We start from the raw sequence: 16667 nt of genomic DNA, 5'->3' as shown, positions 1-16667 counted from the left end.
ACAAGCTACTTAACCTCTAAAAGGCCTTGATGTATTCTTCTCTTCCTGGATGTTAAAAACCTTAAGCTTCTGTCCTGGAGCAATAGCAGAGCCTTTCAATTTATTCCAAACCTTAAGATCCTGTACTTCCACGTGGTATTTGTTGGCTATAATTCCAAGACTCTGCCCTGAAGCCACCGTATGGTAAAAAAACAGACTCTTAGACTTTGCTTTAATTTTCTTAGATATATGATGTTCCCCATCAGAAGCAAGAAACACTTTCATTTCAGGTTCTTCCTCCTTGTTCAACACATCATAAAGTACTGTAAAGTCCGCCAAACTAACTTTTGGAAGAATAATTCGCTTTGGTGCGGATTCAGAGCCGTTAACTATTTTTTTCCTGTAAGACGGATTTAGACTAATCAGATCTTCATCTTCCATATTCATGGCCTTCGCGAGCGTAGAAAGAGAAATAAATCGACTGACTTGTATCGTATCTGTGTTTTTCAAGAATGCGTTGCGCTGTGTCTGTATCTGGTGCTTTTCTGGACAACTCATTACATATACCGCAGCAATAAATGCGGGAACATAATTTCTGGTTTCCGTTGGCAAAAAACGCCTGATGGCCCAAAAATCATTAGAGTCTGCTTTTTCCATTGCCCGTTTCACTGCGCCCATGCCACAATTGTAAGCGGCAATGGCTAAAATCCAGTCGCCCAGCTGATCGTACGCATCTCTAAAATAGGCAGCAGCAGCATAGCTAGCCTGAATCGGGTCCTTGCGCTCATCAACGTAATTGTCAATGCTTAGACCGTATCCTTTTGCTGTAGCAAACATAAATTGCCACAACCCCGTCGCACCAACCCTGGAAACGGCATGAGGATTCATTGAAGATTCTATAATCGGCAGGAATTTAATTTCGTTTGGAATATGGTAACTCTCCAATGCTTTTTCAAAGATCGGGAAATAGTATTCAGATAACCCCAGCATTCTACCCATCATCTCTTTCCTGCCACTATAAACATCTATGTATTTTTGAACGTGCTCATTGTAGGTTAAAGGAACGGTTTTCTGTATAGAGTCAAGCCTGTTCTTATAAGCAAAATTGTAATTTATAAACAACGGTGTCTCGGGTAAAACCGGAACCGCTGTCGTATCATTTAAAGAAATTGGAAATTGTTGTGCGGCTGCCGGGAATACGGTTAAAGCCAAAATGCAATACGATAAAAAATGTACTTGTATTTTCATAGGCACTGTTCAATCTTTTAGTTTTCGTTTAAAAACGCATGAGCGAAAGAAAGTAATTCCTCCTCAGCGAAGTGCTTAGCCATTAATTGAATACTTAACGGTAAACTCGCCTTGTTATTGCCCAAAGGTATCGCCACTGCAGGTATTCCGGTTAACGATGCCAGCACGGTAAAAATATCCGCGAGGTACATCACCAATGGATCGGCCATATTATCACCGATATTAAATGCTGGTGTCGGTGCTACGGGTGTAACGATTATATCGTAATCTACAAGTAAGGCTTCCATTCTTTCCCTAATCAGCCTCCTCACTTGTTGAGCCTTTTGGTAATAGGCATCATAATAACCTGCACTAAGTACAAAAGTACCAAGCAAAATTCTTTTCTTAACCTCTTCCCCAAAGCCCTCTGAACGCGACTTTTTGTACAACTCATTTAAGCTTGCAGCTTCCATATTACGGTGTCCAAAATGTACACCATCAAAACGTGACAAATTAGAAGATGCCTCTGCCGTAGTCAGCACGTAGTATGCTGGCACTAGGTAATCCAGCAGGTCGAACGATACGTAATCAACCGTATGTCCTTGTTCTTTAAATGATTCAATAGCTTGCAATATAGATTGCCTGATCTCCGGATCAAGGGCTTCGCTATCCAGTGTCTCTTTCAGCACGGCAATTTTTCGTTTACCACTGCCGGTAAGATTAGCAAAATATGCCGGAACTTGACGCTGAGAAACCGTACTATCGTAATCATCTGCCCCAGCTAAAACTTCAAGTAATAGTGCAGCATCACTAACGGATGATGTAATGGTTCCTACCTGGTCAAAAGAAGACGCATAGGCGATAACGCCGTAACGTGAAATTCTTCCATAAGTAGGTTTAAACCCAATACAGCCACAAAACGCTGCGGGTTGCCTTACAGACCCACCGGTATCAGTCCCTAGAGCAGAAAGACACATGTCAGCCTGAACCGCAACTGCAGAACCACCTGATGATCCACCTGCCACCTTACTTGGGTCGGCTGCATTTTTAACAGGACCATAGAAAGAGGTTTCGTTAGAGCCGCCCATAGCAAACTCATCGCAATTTAACCTACCGATGATAACTGCATCTTCTTGCAACAATCTCTCCGTCACTGTAGCGGAATAGGGAGAAATAAATCCCTCCAGCATTTTTGAGGATGCTGTTACTTCATGATCTTTATAACAGATGTTATCTTTCAAACCAATAACCATACCTGCCAATTTTCCAGCGGTTCCGGCTTCTATTTTATCCTGCACCCTTTTTGCCTGGGCCGAAGCAGAAAGAAAAAACACCTCATTGAATGCATTGAGGTGTTTTTGATCTTCTATTTGCTGGAAATAATGGTCTAATAACTGTGGTACTGTAAGTACCTTTTGAGCTATAAATGCTTGTATCTCTTTAAGAGAATTGTACTTCTTCAAACTTCAGTAATGCAATAAAATTAAATAGATAGAACCTATAAAGGCTTGTTGGTATTGGTCCTGTTGCGTTCAACTGGCTCATTTTCGTCCACACCATCTTTACCGTCTTTAAATTCTTTAATACCTTTACCCAATCCTTTCATCAGTTCAGGAATTTTCCTGCCTCCAAAAAGTAAAAGAACGATCACCAGGATAACAGCGATCTCCATGCCACCTAAAGCGGCCAATATTGTTGTATTTAACATGATATTTTAGTTAAAGGTTAGTTTTATCAGTTTCTATTCTATCGTTTACATTTAAAGGCTCAGCTACCGCTGTCTTCTTTTCCAGATTTATCCCTTCATTTGTTGACGTATGTATATTGCTAGTAGCCGTTTCTTCTGGATGATACCTGCTGCCAGTATTGTTATCATTTATTACCGAATCGATATCATCTGCAATACCTACGGAATTAATGTTCCTGTGGATTTCTCTTTTTACACCTTCGGAAGCATCTTTAAAATCCCTTATTCCTTTTCCCAATCCCCTGGCAAGCTCAGGCAATTTCTTACCTCCAAACAACAACAACACTACGGCTAAGATTAACATGATCTCGCCACCACCCATGTTCAGAAATTCAACTAATGTCGCACTATACATCGCTTATCTATATTTAAGTTTACAAATATAACTATTTAATAATAACTTTTATTTCGCAATCCAAGCTTCAGGATTTTGTGCCGCAGCACCTCTCCGGATCTGAAATTGTAACTGAGGAGTACCTTCGGTATTGGCTACAACGCCGATAGACTGCTTTGTAGTCACATTATCACCTTTTGCAACGCTTACTGATTTAAGATTTTGGTAAACAGTAAAGTACTCGCCATGTTTAATCAAAACATAATATCGCCCCAATTGAAGATCTACAGCCCTCACCTGCCCGTTAAATACCGCCCTTACTGAGGCATTCTCAGAAGTCTCAATATTTACCCCATCATTTGTGTACGAGGCCTGGCCTTCCATATGTCTTCCAAACCCTTCAGTAATCGATCCCATAGCCACCGGCCATGGTAAGGCACCCCTATTGCTTTCGAAAGCAGCAGACAATTTCGCTGATTCTGGCGTAGCAGTCAGATATCCCCCGCTGGATTTTGCTTTTGAAGCCGCTGGCGCAGGCAGGTTATCTGCTTTCGCCCGCGCAGCTGCTAAGCGCTCTTTCTCTTCTTCTTCTTTTCTGGCAGCCTCTATCTCCCTGTTAATTGCAGCCCTAATGCTCCGGTCTATCGAAATCTGCAGCGACCTTCTTGCTGCGATATCTTGCTTGTATTGTTTTTCCTCCCTGCTAAACTGCTTTAGCACTTTGGCTTGTTCGTTCTTACTTTTACCCAAGATACTCCTCTCGTTCTCCTGCTCTTGTAACAAAGTGCTTTTCGCTTTTAAATTCTTGTCCAGAATTACAATCTTGTAGCTCAGGTCTTTCTCTTTACCATTAATATAGTCGGCCTGTTTCTTTCTATACTGCCCAAACTGTTGCAGATATTTAATTCTCTTATAAGCTTGATTGAAATCACTTGCTGCAAAAATGAACATCATTTTGTCGTAAGCATTCTTATTCCGTTGCGCAAAGCGAATCATACTTGCGTACTCTTTTCTCAGCTGCTCCAATTGTTCTTTTAGCGTATGTACGGTATTGGTATTCTCATGGATCTGGTTATCCAGATTCTTCATTTCTGAATTGATTACCCCTATTTTATTCTGCATCAGCCTGATTTTTGAGTTCAGGGCATTGATTTGGCTCAACGTCAGTTTTTTATTGCTCGCTGCTTTGTTCGCATTCTTTTGTAGCAGGTCAATTTCACGCTGCAATGCTTCTTTCTTTCTTTTCAACTCTATACTGCTTTGTGCTACCGCAGCAGATACAGAAAACAAAAGAAATAGGAATAGCAATAGTTTGTGTAGCTTCATCTGTTCAAAAGTATAAAAATCAGTTTACAAGTTCGTAGTTCTTCGGAATACTAAAAGGAAAGTCTAGTTGAAGGTTTCTGTCTATCTTTTGATAATCCAGCTCAATACTCACTTTTTTAGTCCCGGCCATGGAGTTGATGCTTATGGTTGAAGGAAACAGCCCATCGTTCACTTGCTGGTAAGTGCCATAAGCCACTTTCAATGCCTGACCAGATTTAAGGTCATTCAGGTTATTCTCCTGCACTTTTAATAAATTGTTAAAAAGAACACTAAACGCTAAGGTACCGTCCTGTCCTTTCACTACCCATGCAGCGTCCTGCTGATTAATTTCCGCCAATTCTGTCATAAAATCCGGTATGGCATTTCCCGCAAAGATGGCTTGCAGCATTTTAAAATTTACATTCCTGCTGGTATACCTGTAAGCATAATTAAAAGGCTTTTTAAGGTATGTCTTTTGAAAGTTATTTCTCACCTGTATGCTATCAGGGGTAATTAAAGCCCGGGCCACCTCTATACCCAAAGCGGTAATGCTCACCCAAATTTGTTTGTCGCGTTCCATCCTGATGTTCATGGTTACCCCATTTTTGCTTCCCGCAAAATCCAGGGAAGCTTTTGATTTTATGGCCAACGTATTAAATATTACGTTTTTACTCTTCAACAAAATCAGGTTTTCAGCCTTTTTATTCGCAGCTACGGCAATCGGTGCAGCTGTCGATTTGACCAGCTGTTTCTTCGGCTTACAGGCAGCAACAGTGAACATTAATAGCACAAGCAGCCATTTATTTGATATCTCTCTTCTCATTAACCTTCTTATTTAACTCCTTGTACAACTCCATATAAACGGCATTTTCAGTATCTAATTGCAAAGCGGCTTTAATTTGTGTCAACGCATCTGCATGTTTTCCGGCCCCGGTCATCGCCATGGCCAAATAATAATAGAGCGCACCCTGGTTTGGGTAAACCGCCAGTGCCTCATCACCCGTCTTCATTGCGTCCGCAAACAGGCCTAGCTTAACCTGTATATTCATGACCTGCTCCCAAACTTTATAAAGTTGGTCGGTCATCTTCAAAGCCGATTTAAATTCTGTCAATGCACCGGGCAGATCACCCATCTGGTACAATACCTCGGCATAAACTGCCCTTATAGCCGGATCAGCCGGTTGTGTCTTAACCGCTATGCTGACTAAACCCTTCGCATCGTTCATCCGTTGCTGGTTTTTTGTACCAGTAAACAGCATCATAATAATCTTAACTTTCTGGTCTACCGGCATAGCCTGATTTGCAAAGGCAGATTGCAGTGCGATCGTCGCTTCGGAACTTTTCTTTTCCGCCTTGTAGACATCCGCTATAGCAAGATCCAACTCATAATTATCGGGTTCTTCCAGCTTTGCTTTCTTTAATGTCTCCAAGTCATTACCCCCAGCAATCTCTTTGGTCTCACCCGATTTTTTACCCCCAACTCGCTTTCGTGCGGCGGCAAGTTCGGCGGATGTGCCAAACTTTGCTTCCAGTTCATCATAACTTTTAACAGCCTCATCCACTTTACCCCCTAGAAGCAATGCATTAGAGCGGTCGAAATAATAAGAATCGTTGTTTGGATCAAGTCCAATCAGTTGGCTAAAAGCACCAACGAGCGCATTCATATCCCCTTTACGTTTATACATTTCTACCAGAAATTTCCAGTACCATATATTGGAAGCATCTAATTCCGTTGCCTTTTTAATAGCTAATTCTGCCTCGGGCATTTTGTTTTGCCGATAATTAACTGTCGCCAGTTCAAAATAAACGGCAGCATTTTTAGGATCTATGGCCAATATTCTGTTAAAACTTTCCGCGGCTTTACCATAGTTTTCACTCAATTTATCCTGAAGGCCGGCAAAAAATAAACTTTTCACCATGGTAGTGTCAATACCCGCCGCCGGCGCAACCTGCGCAAAAAGCGGCATACAGTACATCAACCCGGAAAGTAAAAACCATTTTGCCCTCATTATTTAATTATTTACCGGTATGTCCGTATCCTCCCGCACCGCGAGCGGTATCATTTAATTCTTCAACTGCGGTCCAGCTAACAGTTTCATGTTTAGCAATCACCATTTGCGCAATCCTGTCGCCATTATTCACCACAAAATCCGTATCCGACAGGTTCACTAATAACACTTTAATCTCCCCCCGGTAATCTGCATCAATCGTACCCGGCGAGTTCACAATGCTGATCCCATGCTTATAGGCAAGTCCGCTACGCGGACGAATCTGTGCTTCGTAACCCACAGGCAATTCAATGTGTAAACCAGTTGGAACTAAAACACGCTGCAAAGGTTTAATGGTAATCTCAGTTTCTGTAAAAGCCCGCATGTCCATTCCTGCAGCATGAGCAGTTTCATATTGAGGTAGTGGGTGTGTAGAGTTGTTGATAATTTTTACTTCCATTAATTATTATTTTGATTTCAATATTTTCATGATATCGTTTTTCTCAACGAGGTAGATACCGCCAAGAAACAAAACGAGCAGGGCATTCCCAATAAAAATATTTTGTTTAAAGATATAAAATGACATATAAACCAACACCACCGAAATGCCCAAATATCCAAGCATTCGCTTAAGGTTGTAGGGTATTGGATAATATTTCTGACCAAGCACATAAGATATCACAGTTATCATCAAATAAGCGAGCATGCTTACCCAGGCTGAACCCATGTAACTATATTTAGGAATCAGCACAATATTCATTACAATGGTAAAGATTGCACCTACCATTGATATATACACGCCGTAGCGTGTTTGATCTGACAATCGGTACCATACTGAAAGGTTCATATAAATACCAAGGCACACATAACCGAATAAAAGGAAAGGTATGGCAGGTAAACCAATCCAATATTTACTTGCTATAAAATGCTTCAACAAATCAATATTTGCAATAAGGCCTACAAATAAGACTGCCAGCGCCAGGACAAAATAATTCAATATCGTAGCATAAGTATTTTTAGCATTGGCATTTTTAGCATGGCTAAAAAAGAAAGGTTCTGCACCCAATCTAAATGCTGTATTAAAAATACTGATGAATATGGCCAATTTACATACTGCTCCATAGACACCAATTTCATGGTCGGCGATTTCGTTAGGCAAATATTTACTTAACAAGATCTTATCAAGGTTCTCATTAATGATAAACGATAAGTTAGCAACGAGGACTGGCCAGCTATACCCCAGCATTTTGGCAAAAAGTGATTTATCAAACTTTAATTCCAGTTCTAGAAATTGAGGAATCAGCATGATTAAGGTAACAATACTTGCAACAAGATTTGCAATAAATACGTACCCAACCCATTTTATTCTAAACCAACCAGAAAGCCATTCTGCGCCAAGACTATGATGTTTAATAAGTGCAGGCAATGCATAGATAAAAATCAAGTTCAGACCTACAAAACATCCTATATTTAAAAATTTGATCAAACTATACCTGAAGGGTTTACTCTCAGCCCTCAGTTTCGCAAATGGAATGACGCAGATCGCATCCACAAATAGGATCCAAACAAACAACTGCACATATTTGCGCTGGTCTGCAAGTCCTGAAATGCTGCCATTAAGCGTATATCCGGCAAAATAGTCGGTAAAGACCAAACCAGTAATTAAAAATAAACCAGCAATAAAAGTAATGGTCCAAAAGCTGTTGTTGTAAACTTCTTTTTTCTTATCCTCATGCTTGTTCAGGTATCTGAAAAATGTAGTTTCCATCCCAAAAGCCAGTATTGGATTGATTAAGCTGATGTAACTATACATTTTGGTGAAAATGCCATATATTCCCTCAGCATAGACCCTAGTGTAAATGGGGGTTAAAATGAAATTAAACAGCCTGGAGAAAATGGTACTTAAACCATATACTAAGGTCTGCCCGGCAAATTTCTTAAATACAGACATCCCTATTTTTTAAGAATTACAAAGTCCTTAAAATCTTTTACAGGTCCAGTGGTTACTTCACAATGCTCAACCTTAGCACGATCTGGACCGTCATTACACCACTCAATAAAAGAATCCAGTTCCCATTGTTCTCCCTCTGCTTCAATGTATACAGAACCGTCCATTTCATTTCTAACCAATCCCCTGATGCCAGACTGATCAGCTACATATTTGGTTGTTTCCCTAAAAGTAACACCCTGTACGTTACCTGTTATCCTTATATCTAGATGTATTTTACTCATTGTTATTACTATACTATCATTAATAATACCTGCTTCTATAACAGGTCCAATTCGCTTAGCCTTTTTTTCGCGGCAATAAATTCTTCCCAAATTCCCTGTAGAATCTCATTAGCGGGTTTAATCTCGTTTAACATGGCCGAAACCTGGCCAATTTCCAGCTCTCCCTCTGCCATATCTCCTTCAAACATACCTAATTTTGCACGAGAACGGCCCAGCAATTTCATTAGTGCTTCCTTATCTGCACCTTGTGCCTCAGCATGCGCCACGGCATCTGCAAATGCGTTTTGAAGTAACCTTACCGGAACGAGATTTTTCATCCTCAGTTTGGTATCACCTTCTGCGGCCGCAATGATGCTGTTCTTAAAATTAGAGTGTGCTGATGATTCTTCCGCAATCGCGAACGCAGATCCGACTTGTACGCCTTCTGCACCCAACGCAAAGGCTGCGAGCATCGCCTCTCCGCTGGCTATACCGCCAGCTGCTATAACAGGGATGTCAACTACAGCTTTTACCATCGGGATCAGGCACAGGCTTGTTGTTTCCTCCCTACCGTTATGTCCGCCTGCCTCAAACCCTTCTGCAACTATCGCATCAACACCAGACTGGGCTGCTTTCACCGCAAACTTTGTATTCGCGACAACATGCACCACCGTTATGTTATTCTTCTTTAAGAAATCAGTCCACACTGCCGGGTTCCCCGCCGATGTGAAAACAATCCGCACGCCTTCCTGTACAATCACATCCATAACTTCCTGCACATTTGGATACAATAATGGCACATTAACCCCAAAAGAATTGCTCGTGGCCGCTTTGCATTTTATGATGTGTTCACGCAAGACTTCTGGGTACATCGAACCGGCACCAATAATGCCCAATCCACCTGCATTGGATACCGCAGCAGCCAGTTTCCAGCCACTGCACCATACCATTCCTGCCTGAACAATTGGATATTTGATGCCAAAAAGAGACGTGATCCTGTTTCCCATATCAATACAAACGCCTGGAAAATTCTGTTAGTTTAACCTGACCATCAATCGCTGTAAAGCCAAGAAGGTTAATCCCTGGCCTTTTACCTGGCTCCAAACTGCCAAAGCGGTCGGCCAACCCCAAAAACTCAGCCCCATTTAAGGTTGCCCATTTCAGCAATTCCTCAACCGGGATATCAAAGCGGTCTTGAAGCGCCAGCATTTCCTCGAAAATACTCAGCTTGTCATTACTTGCTAAGCTATCGGTTCCCAGGGTGATTTTCAGTCTGGCTTCTCTAAGCATATTGACATCCGGCAAGCGGTCTTCAATGTACAAATTCGCATTGGGGCATAAGCACCAGTACAGGTTATTATGCGTCTGTTGGGCAAACGTAACATCTTCCAGATTGGTAAAAGTATTGTGGACCAGCAGCGTTGGCTGGGTATTGGAAAGTAAAGGTAAAATGGTTTGTAATGAGGTTTTCCCAGATGCTTTAAAGAATTCAATGTCCAGGGCCAGCATAAAATACAGATCCAGGAACTCGCCTTCTTTTTCCATAAAAAAAGCATTTTCATCCACCGTCTCCTGGTTATGTATGCTAACGATACTGTTGTCAGTCTCCGCTATTTGCTTCAATTCGCCAAATAATACTTCAGATACAGAATAGGGCGCATGCGGCACAATAGATGCAGGTAAGGGCGCAAATTCTTCTTTCAAAGCCAAAGCACGGTTTACTGCTAAATGCGCAGTATCCGGATTAAATCCCAATGCTTCAATAAATGTATGGTAATGAATCAGGCTTCCGCGCTTCGTCATCCGCGAAACAGCGCTATTGGAAATATCTCCCACGGCTACAATGCCACAATCAAACATCTCTATATCTGCCCTGAGCATGGCACTGTCCTGCAAGTATTCATCCTTATACGCATCGGAATTACGCAGCTCTATTACCTCCTGCACAAAAGCAGGCAAGCCCTTATGTTTCTCAATTGCCCCTTTTAAATTGGAAAGTTCCAGGTGGCAGTGTGTATTGATAAAGCCGGGCACAATCAACCCATCATAATGTTTAATATGATCGGCGGGGATGTGGGCGGCTTGATCCTGACTCAGGACTTCCACTACGGTCCCCTCTGCATCGAGCCCAACAATACCATTTTTAATGGGAAGTCCAGCGTTAGTATATACGTACGATGCAGAAATGTATGAAACCATACTTACAAAGAAAAGGTATTTACATCAAAAAATACAAACTTGTGTTCCTCACTCAATTTAACGGTTAAATAAATACATTTGTATGGCCATTGCAATCAAAAACCTCATTAACAGAAATGAACCGTATAGACCGCCTTTTTGGTATCTTGGTGCTCCTTCAAACCCGAAAGCATGTCACTGCAGAAAAAATCGCTGATCAGTATGAGATCAGCGTGCGGACTGTCTATCGAGACATCAAAGCCTTAATAGAGCAGGGCATCCCTATCAGTTTTGAGCAGCCAAAGGGATACTTCATCGTACAGGGTTACTTTTTGCCACCAGTGTCTTTTAACACTGAAGAAGCTAATGCGCTTTTAATGATGGAAAGACTGGCATCAGGCTTTGCGGATCGATCGATCCATAAACATTATTCTACAGCACTCAACAAAGTAAAGGCAGTACTTAAAAATTCGCAAAAAGAAAAACTGGAAGCACTGAATGACAACATCAAATTTCAGCTACCTGATGCCTTTAAAAATGAATCCGAGCACTTGTCCGTGTTACAAGAAGCTATATCATCTCAACATTGTATAGATATTGTCTATACTAACCACAACACGGAGAATAGTTCCAGAAGAATTGAACCAATCGGACTAATTTTTTATGCTTTCAACTGGCACCTTATTGCATGGTGTCAGCTTCGAAATGAATACCGCGACTTCAGGGTATCCCGCATACAATCTATTAAATGTCCATGCCATCCTTTTACAAAACAAGATCATATGAAACTTAACGATTATATGAAGCTCTTGCCCGTTAGTTACTAGTATTCAAATATATTTGACAATGTTTAACCAATAGATAATGCGCCATGCTATTTAAAATTTTAGGGATAAACCTTTTGATCCTTGTAGCCTATACCACCCTAATTGTGGTAAACTCCGCGATGGAAAATAAAGGATTCAATATTGCCATTGGGATGGGTCTATGCGCCTTTATACAATTCATTCTTAACGTCGTTACTGGTTTCATCTGTTTAGTAATTGGCAAGCGCGACTTAGGGAAATTCTTATTGATTAGCGCCGCCATATTGGTGCCGGTTAGTTTTGTCAGCTGGCTCATTCTGCTTAGTATTTATGGTTAATGCAGAACCATCAACCCATCTAATACATCCGCTATTTTTTGATATGGGTACTTATGCGAAAGAAAATAGTGGTTTGCATTGATATCAGCGTTCCAAGTATTATTACCTTCTTTATCTACCACAAATTTTCCCGGACCATTTACATAAAAATAATCAGCCGGATTTCTAACCGCACACAACACAGCAGTTTCATCCCAGGACTGCCTGTTTTTCTCTTCCTTACCGGAGTACGTGCGTAAATTGTAAGCAAAGCCCCAGGCAACCGGACTTGATTCTGGGCCTTGTCTGGCAACCTTACCACCCGTAAAAATTTTATCCCCTATTTCAAAACCACTAAACAAGATAGGTTTTGGCCATTTGCTAATGGCATTGTACGCAGCTTTTGCATCCCGTTCCACATTAAATTCCCTCCCCTGCGGAAATGCGCCCGCCATAGCCACCCAATTCTTCACTTTCTTTTTTACCAGATCAACACCGTTCAACGGCGAAAACTTGTCGGCCTTTGAATTCAACAGGTCACTAACATTGGAAAAGAAGCCAACGGTGATAATGGTTACGCTGTTATCTTTCTCACTAGCCAGCACTTTCCGGTATACGTCCACTGCAGCAGGATATTTTTTCTCCTTTAACTTTTCCTGATTGAAATTTTGAAGTAGCGCATCATTCCAGTTATTCCCACTGGGAAAGTTGGGCGCAGTTGGCCCTGCAATCCCAATCGGTATAAGCGGCTTATGGAAATAAGTATTAAAAACTTCAATTACTGGGGCAATTGAGGAATGACCGTCACTGGCAATTGTTGCCAGGATTTCGCACTCACCTTTAGCTGCTAAAGCATGTAAAACAGCTATTGCACCAATATCATCGTAATCCGGACCCATATCTGTATCAAAGATGATCCTTGGCTTTTGAGGCTTCACAAAACTCAAGGAAAACACGGAACTTGTTGTTGCGTTAACTAGCCCCAGGCAAAACAGGAAATACTTCAGGTACATTTTCATATGTACAATATATAAACTTATTTCCTACCTTTAGCTAAACTTTAGGGGTGCCTTGTGCTGAGAAATACCCTTTGAACCTGATGCAGTTAGTACTGCCGAAGGGAAAAGTAAAGCAACACTTGTGTTGTTTACCAATCCTCCTACGGGTCCACTCCTATCGTATTAAATTTTAAACAGGATGGAGATTACCGTAAATCAACAAAATTATTCAGTTTCAGAAGCATGCTCTTTGCAGCAATTGCTGGATACCGTTCTTGCCCTTCCGGCAAAAGGTATTGCTATAGCCGTCAATCAGGAGATCATTGCCAGGCACAATTGGGAAACCCATATCCTCTGCCCCCTCGACAACCTCACCATCATCAAAGCAACACAAGGTGGATAACCCTAAAACCCTAATCATGAAAACAGAAAAAACTCCAGATGCACCAATCATTAGCCGCAGCCCATTTCCGGCATCGCGCAAAGTATATGTAAAAGGTCAGATCCATGATATTGAAGTGGCCATGCGAGAAGTTAGCCTTAGCGAAACCAAAATACACGGCAGGTTTGGCGAAACTGAACCCAATGCAGCAGTAACTATTTATGATACCAGCGGACCATTTACTGATCCTGATATTGACATCGATGTAAAACAGGGTTTGCCCCGCTTGCGCGAGCCATGGATTATTGCCCGCGAGGACTGCCAACAATTGGATGGAATTAGTTCCGAATATGGAAACCTGCGCGCCAATGATCAAAAACTAGACGCTTTACGATTTGCCCACATCAGTAAACCTTATAAAGCTAGGCCCGGCATGAACGTATCGCAAATGCATTACGCCAGAAAAGGGATCATTACCCCCGAAATGGAATACATTGCCATACGCGAGAACCAGCGCATAGAACTATTAAAGGAACAACTGGATGGGCAATATGAGGTAATGGCACATCAGCATCCCGGCCACAGTTTTGGTGCAAATACGCCCAAAGGGTACATCACGGCAGAATTTGTACGCGCGGAGGTAGCTAGTGGTCGTGCCGTAATTCCATCAAACATCAACCATCCTGAAAGTGAACCGATGATTATTGGTCGCAATTTCCTGGTTAAGATCAATGCAAACATTGGCAACTCTGCCGTGACCTCCAGCATCGAAGAAGAGGTAGAAAAAACCGTTTGGGCATGCCGATGGGGTGCGGATACCATCATGGACCTGTCTACCGGTAAGAACATACACGAAACCCGCGAATGGATCCTCCGCAATTCTCCTGTACCCATCGGTACGGTACCTATTTACCAGGCTTTAGAAAAAGTAAATGGCAAGGCGGAAGACCTCACCTGGGAGATTTTTAAGGATACCTTAATTGAACAGGCAGAGCAAGGCGTAGATTATTTTACTATCCATGCAGGGGTATTGCTACGCTATGTACCACTTACTGCTAAACGCATCACCGGTATTGTCTCCCGTGGCGGGTCTATCATGGCCAAATGGTGTCTGGCACATCACAAAGAGAATTTCCTGTACACTCATTTTGAAGAGATTTGCGAAATCATGAAAGCCTATGACGTAGCCTTCTCTCTGGGGGATGGGTTACGACCGGGCTGTATTGCCGATGCCAATGATGCGGCGCAGTTTGGTGAATTGGAAACATTGGGTGAACTGACCAAAATTGCCTGGAAACATGATGTGCAGACAATTATAGAAGGACCCGGACACATACCGATGCACATGATCAAAGAAAACATGGACAAGCAGCTTGCCCATTGTGGAGAGGCTCCTTTTTACACCTTAGGTCCCTTAACAACAGATATTGCACCTGGGTATGATCACATTACCTCCGCTGTTGGTGCAGCCATGATCGGTTGGTTTGGTACAGCAATGCTTTGCTATGTTACGCCTAAAGAACATCTGGGCTTGCCCAACAAAAAGGATGTGAAAGACGGTGTGATCACTTATAAGATTGCAGCACATGCTGCTGATTTGGCAAAAGGCCATCCGGGCGCTCAATATAGGGACAACGCCTTAAGTAAGGCTCGCTTTGAATTTAGGTGGGAAGACCAGTTTAACCTGTCGCTGGATCCTGACACGGCACGCGAATTTCACGATGAAACCTTACCTGCTGATGGTGCCAAGATTGCACACTTCTGCTCCATGTGCGGCCCCAACTTCTGCTCCATGAAAATCACACAGGATGTACGCGAGTACGCAAAAGAAAATGATATGGCTGAAACAGATGCACTCGCTAAGGGCATGGAAGAAAAAGCACAGGAGTTTTTAAAGAAAGGCAGCGAAATCTATTTGTAATATGGAGTTGATTGTAATTTCCAGCCCGACTGCTGTTGCCAAGGAAGGTAGCTGCATCAATTCCCTTTTTCAGGAGGGTTTGGAATGCTTTCATATTCGTAAACCCCAGTATCACATTCACGCTGTGCGAAAACTGATCGATGATATAGCTCCCGAATACCATAACCGCATTTCGTTGCATCAATTTCATGGGTTAGCGGTCGACTATTGCCTTAAAAGATTGCATTATACCGAAGCCCACCGCAAGCACTTAACGCCACAAGAACTGACTGCAAAATTGAACGAGGGCTATATTTTAAGTACATCAGTTCACGACATTTCCTTATTGCCGGCACTAGAAAACTTCGAGTATGTCTTCTATGGGCCAGTCTTTAACAGCATTTCAAAACCAGGTTATCAAAGCTCATTAACTGCCAATTTTCAATTAAACAAGATCAAAAGCAAGCCCAAAGTGATTGCGCTAGGCGGTGTGGAAGCATCCAATTTGGAAGATGTCTTCAATATGGGTTTTGACGGGGTTGCAGTTCTAGGAACACTGTGGAATAGTCAGCAGCAAGTCCTGCCGGCCTTCCAAAAATTAAAAAATTACATCAGCTCGCTTAAATCTGAAAACAATGATTGATAAACTGCACTATATCTCCCAACAAACGGACAACAGATCGCACATAACTGCCATTACTCGTGCATTAGAGGCTGGCTGTAAATGGATACAGTTAAGAATCAAAAACCAATCTGCCCCGCTAATCCTTGAACAGGCAATAGCGGCTAGAAAATTATGTGACCAATTCGGTGCAAAACTGATTGTGAACGACTATCCGAAGATCGCCTTGCAAGCAGCTGCGGATGGCCTGCACCTGGGTTTGCAAGATATGTCTGTAGCTGACGCGAGGCGTATTATTGGTCGGCAAAAAATGATCATTGGCGGCACCGCAAATACCTTTCAGCACGTCCGGCAAAGAGTGAAAGAAGGGGTAGATTATATTGGCTGCGGACCTTATCGTTTTACCACAACGAAAGAAAAATTGAGTCCCATTTTAGGCTTAGAGGGCTTTAAGGCCATTATGAAAGAGATTCGTGCAGAAGGAATTTCCGTTCCCATAATCGGTATAGGCGGTGTGTTGCCAGAAGATATTCTTTTGTTGTTAGAGGCTGGCCTATACGGCGTAGCGATGTCGGCTGCGATTACCAAAGCCATAGACAGTAAGGCAATAGTCCAACATTGCTACGAACAATTAAATAACACTACAAGAAATGTATTCATATAAATTTAAATC

Annotated in this window: 19 protein-coding genes and 1 riboswitch; of the genes, 6 read left to right on the top strand and 13 right to left on the bottom strand. The window is 42.1% G+C overall.

Features of this window, described 5'->3' with window-relative positions; translation table 11 throughout:
* Positions 1–9: 9 nt before the first annotated feature.
* The 12 genes from ACXZ1K_RS05875 to ACXZ1K_RS05820 are packed head-to-tail and all read right to left on the bottom strand — an operon-like array spanning position 10 to position 10990.
* Positions 10–1227, bottom strand: coding sequence for a lytic transglycosylase domain-containing protein (locus ACXZ1K_RS05875; protein WP_458972454.1), 1218 nt, complete (start codon positions 1225–1227; stop codon positions 10–12).
* Between the two features lie 17 nt (positions 1228–1244).
* Positions 1245–2669 (bottom strand): Asp-tRNA(Asn)/Glu-tRNA(Gln) amidotransferase subunit GatA, encoded by a 1425-nt coding sequence (gene gatA, locus ACXZ1K_RS05870; RefSeq protein ID WP_458972453.1) that lies wholly within the window; start codon positions 2667–2669, stop codon positions 1245–1247.
* A gap of 35 nt (positions 2670–2704) precedes the next feature.
* A complete protein-coding gene (locus tag ACXZ1K_RS05865) occupies positions 2705–2914 on the bottom strand; it encodes a Sec-independent protein translocase subunit TatA/TatB (RefSeq protein ID WP_458972452.1) in 210 nt (69 codons plus the stop codon).
* A 10-nt stretch (positions 2915–2924) separates the two neighbouring features.
* The gene (tatA, locus tag ACXZ1K_RS05860; protein WP_458972451.1) at positions 2925–3308 is read right to left on the bottom strand and encodes a twin-arginine translocase TatA/TatE family subunit; all 384 of its coding nucleotides are present in this window, start codon (positions 3306–3308) and stop codon (positions 2925–2927) included.
* Positions 3309–3356: 48 nt separating this feature from the next.
* Positions 3357–4613, bottom strand: a complete 1257-nt coding sequence (locus ACXZ1K_RS05855; protein ID WP_458972450.1) for a murein hydrolase activator EnvC family protein — start codon at positions 4611–4613, stop codon at positions 3357–3359.
* A 19-nt stretch (positions 4614–4632) separates the two neighbouring features.
* The gene (locus tag ACXZ1K_RS05850) at positions 4633–5415 is read right to left on the bottom strand and encodes a DUF4292 domain-containing protein (RefSeq protein WP_458972449.1); all 783 of its coding nucleotides are present in this window, start codon (positions 5413–5415) and stop codon (positions 4633–4635) included.
* A complete protein-coding gene (locus ACXZ1K_RS05845; protein ID WP_458972448.1) occupies positions 5393–6601 on the bottom strand; it encodes a tetratricopeptide repeat protein in 1209 nt (402 codons plus the stop codon). Before ACXZ1K_RS05845 ends, ACXZ1K_RS05850 begins: the two co-directional genes overlap by 23 nt.
* A 7-nt stretch (positions 6602–6608) precedes the next feature.
* Entirely contained in the window at positions 6609–7040 is a 432-nt protein-coding gene (dut, locus tag ACXZ1K_RS05840) for a dUTP diphosphatase (protein ID WP_458972447.1), read from the bottom strand.
* Between the two features lie 6 nt (positions 7041–7046).
* Positions 7047–8531: a lipopolysaccharide biosynthesis protein gene (locus ACXZ1K_RS05835; RefSeq protein ID WP_458972446.1), complete on the bottom strand. Its 1485-nt coding sequence runs from the start codon at positions 8529–8531 to the stop codon at positions 7047–7049.
* Between the two features lie 2 nt (positions 8532–8533).
* Entirely contained in the window at positions 8534–8812 is a 279-nt protein-coding gene (locus ACXZ1K_RS05830) for an acylphosphatase (RefSeq protein WP_458972445.1), read from the bottom strand.
* A 35-nt stretch (positions 8813–8847) separates the two neighbouring features.
* Positions 8848–9798: an NAD(P)H-dependent flavin oxidoreductase gene (locus ACXZ1K_RS05825; protein ID WP_458972444.1), complete on the bottom strand. Its 951-nt coding sequence runs from the start codon at positions 9796–9798 to the stop codon at positions 8848–8850.
* Position 9799: 1 nt separating this feature from the next.
* The gene (locus ACXZ1K_RS05820) at positions 9800–10990 is read right to left on the bottom strand and encodes an amidohydrolase family protein (RefSeq protein ID WP_458972443.1); all 1191 of its coding nucleotides are present in this window, start codon (positions 10988–10990) and stop codon (positions 9800–9802) included.
* A gap of 116 nt (positions 10991–11106) precedes the next feature.
* On the opposite strand from ACXZ1K_RS05820, the gene ACXZ1K_RS05815 reads away from it, so the two are divergent.
* Together ACXZ1K_RS05815 and ACXZ1K_RS05810 are read left to right on the top strand one after the other, a co-directional pair.
* Entirely contained in the window at positions 11107–11796 is a 690-nt protein-coding gene (locus ACXZ1K_RS05815) for a helix-turn-helix transcriptional regulator (RefSeq protein WP_458972442.1), read from the top strand.
* A 44-nt stretch (positions 11797–11840) separates the two neighbouring features.
* Entirely contained in the window at positions 11841–12113 is a 273-nt protein-coding gene (locus tag ACXZ1K_RS05810) for a hypothetical protein (protein ID WP_458972441.1), read from the top strand.
* On the opposite strand, the gene ACXZ1K_RS05805 is transcribed toward ACXZ1K_RS05810, so the two are convergent.
* Positions 12110–13111: a nucleoside hydrolase gene (locus ACXZ1K_RS05805; RefSeq protein WP_458972440.1), complete on the bottom strand. Its 1002-nt coding sequence runs from the start codon at positions 13109–13111 to the stop codon at positions 12110–12112. The genes ACXZ1K_RS05810 and ACXZ1K_RS05805 overlap by 4 nt on opposite strands.
* 33 nt (positions 13112–13144) lie before the next feature.
* A riboswitch (TPP riboswitch) is annotated at positions 13145–13232 on the top strand.
* 57 nt (positions 13233–13289) lie between these two features.
* On the opposite strand from ACXZ1K_RS05805, the gene thiS reads away from it, so the two are divergent.
* Genes thiS through ACXZ1K_RS05785 form a run of 4 tightly spaced genes read left to right on the top strand, consistent with a single transcriptional unit; the run spans position 13290 to position 16658 of the window.
* A complete protein-coding gene (gene thiS, locus ACXZ1K_RS05800) occupies positions 13290–13493 on the top strand; it encodes a sulfur carrier protein ThiS (protein ID WP_458972439.1) in 204 nt (67 codons plus the stop codon).
* Positions 13494–13509: 16 nt separating this feature from the next.
* Positions 13510–15393: a phosphomethylpyrimidine synthase ThiC gene (gene thiC, locus ACXZ1K_RS05795; protein ID WP_458972438.1), complete on the top strand. Its 1884-nt coding sequence runs from the start codon at positions 13510–13512 to the stop codon at positions 15391–15393.
* Position 15394: 1 nt separating this feature from the next.
* A complete protein-coding gene (locus ACXZ1K_RS05790; RefSeq protein WP_458972437.1) occupies positions 15395–16015 on the top strand; it encodes a thiamine phosphate synthase in 621 nt (206 codons plus the stop codon).
* Positions 16008–16658: a thiamine phosphate synthase gene (locus tag ACXZ1K_RS05785; RefSeq protein WP_458972436.1), complete on the top strand. Its 651-nt coding sequence runs from the start codon at positions 16008–16010 to the stop codon at positions 16656–16658. The genes ACXZ1K_RS05790 and ACXZ1K_RS05785 overlap by 8 nt, the downstream gene beginning before the upstream one ends.
* Positions 16659–16667 lie beyond the last annotated feature (9 nt).

The organism is Pedobacter jaeyakensis (assembly GCF_054461315.1).
Note: the sequence above shows the minus strand (reverse complement) of the source record. Positions and strands in the feature narration are given on the sequence as shown.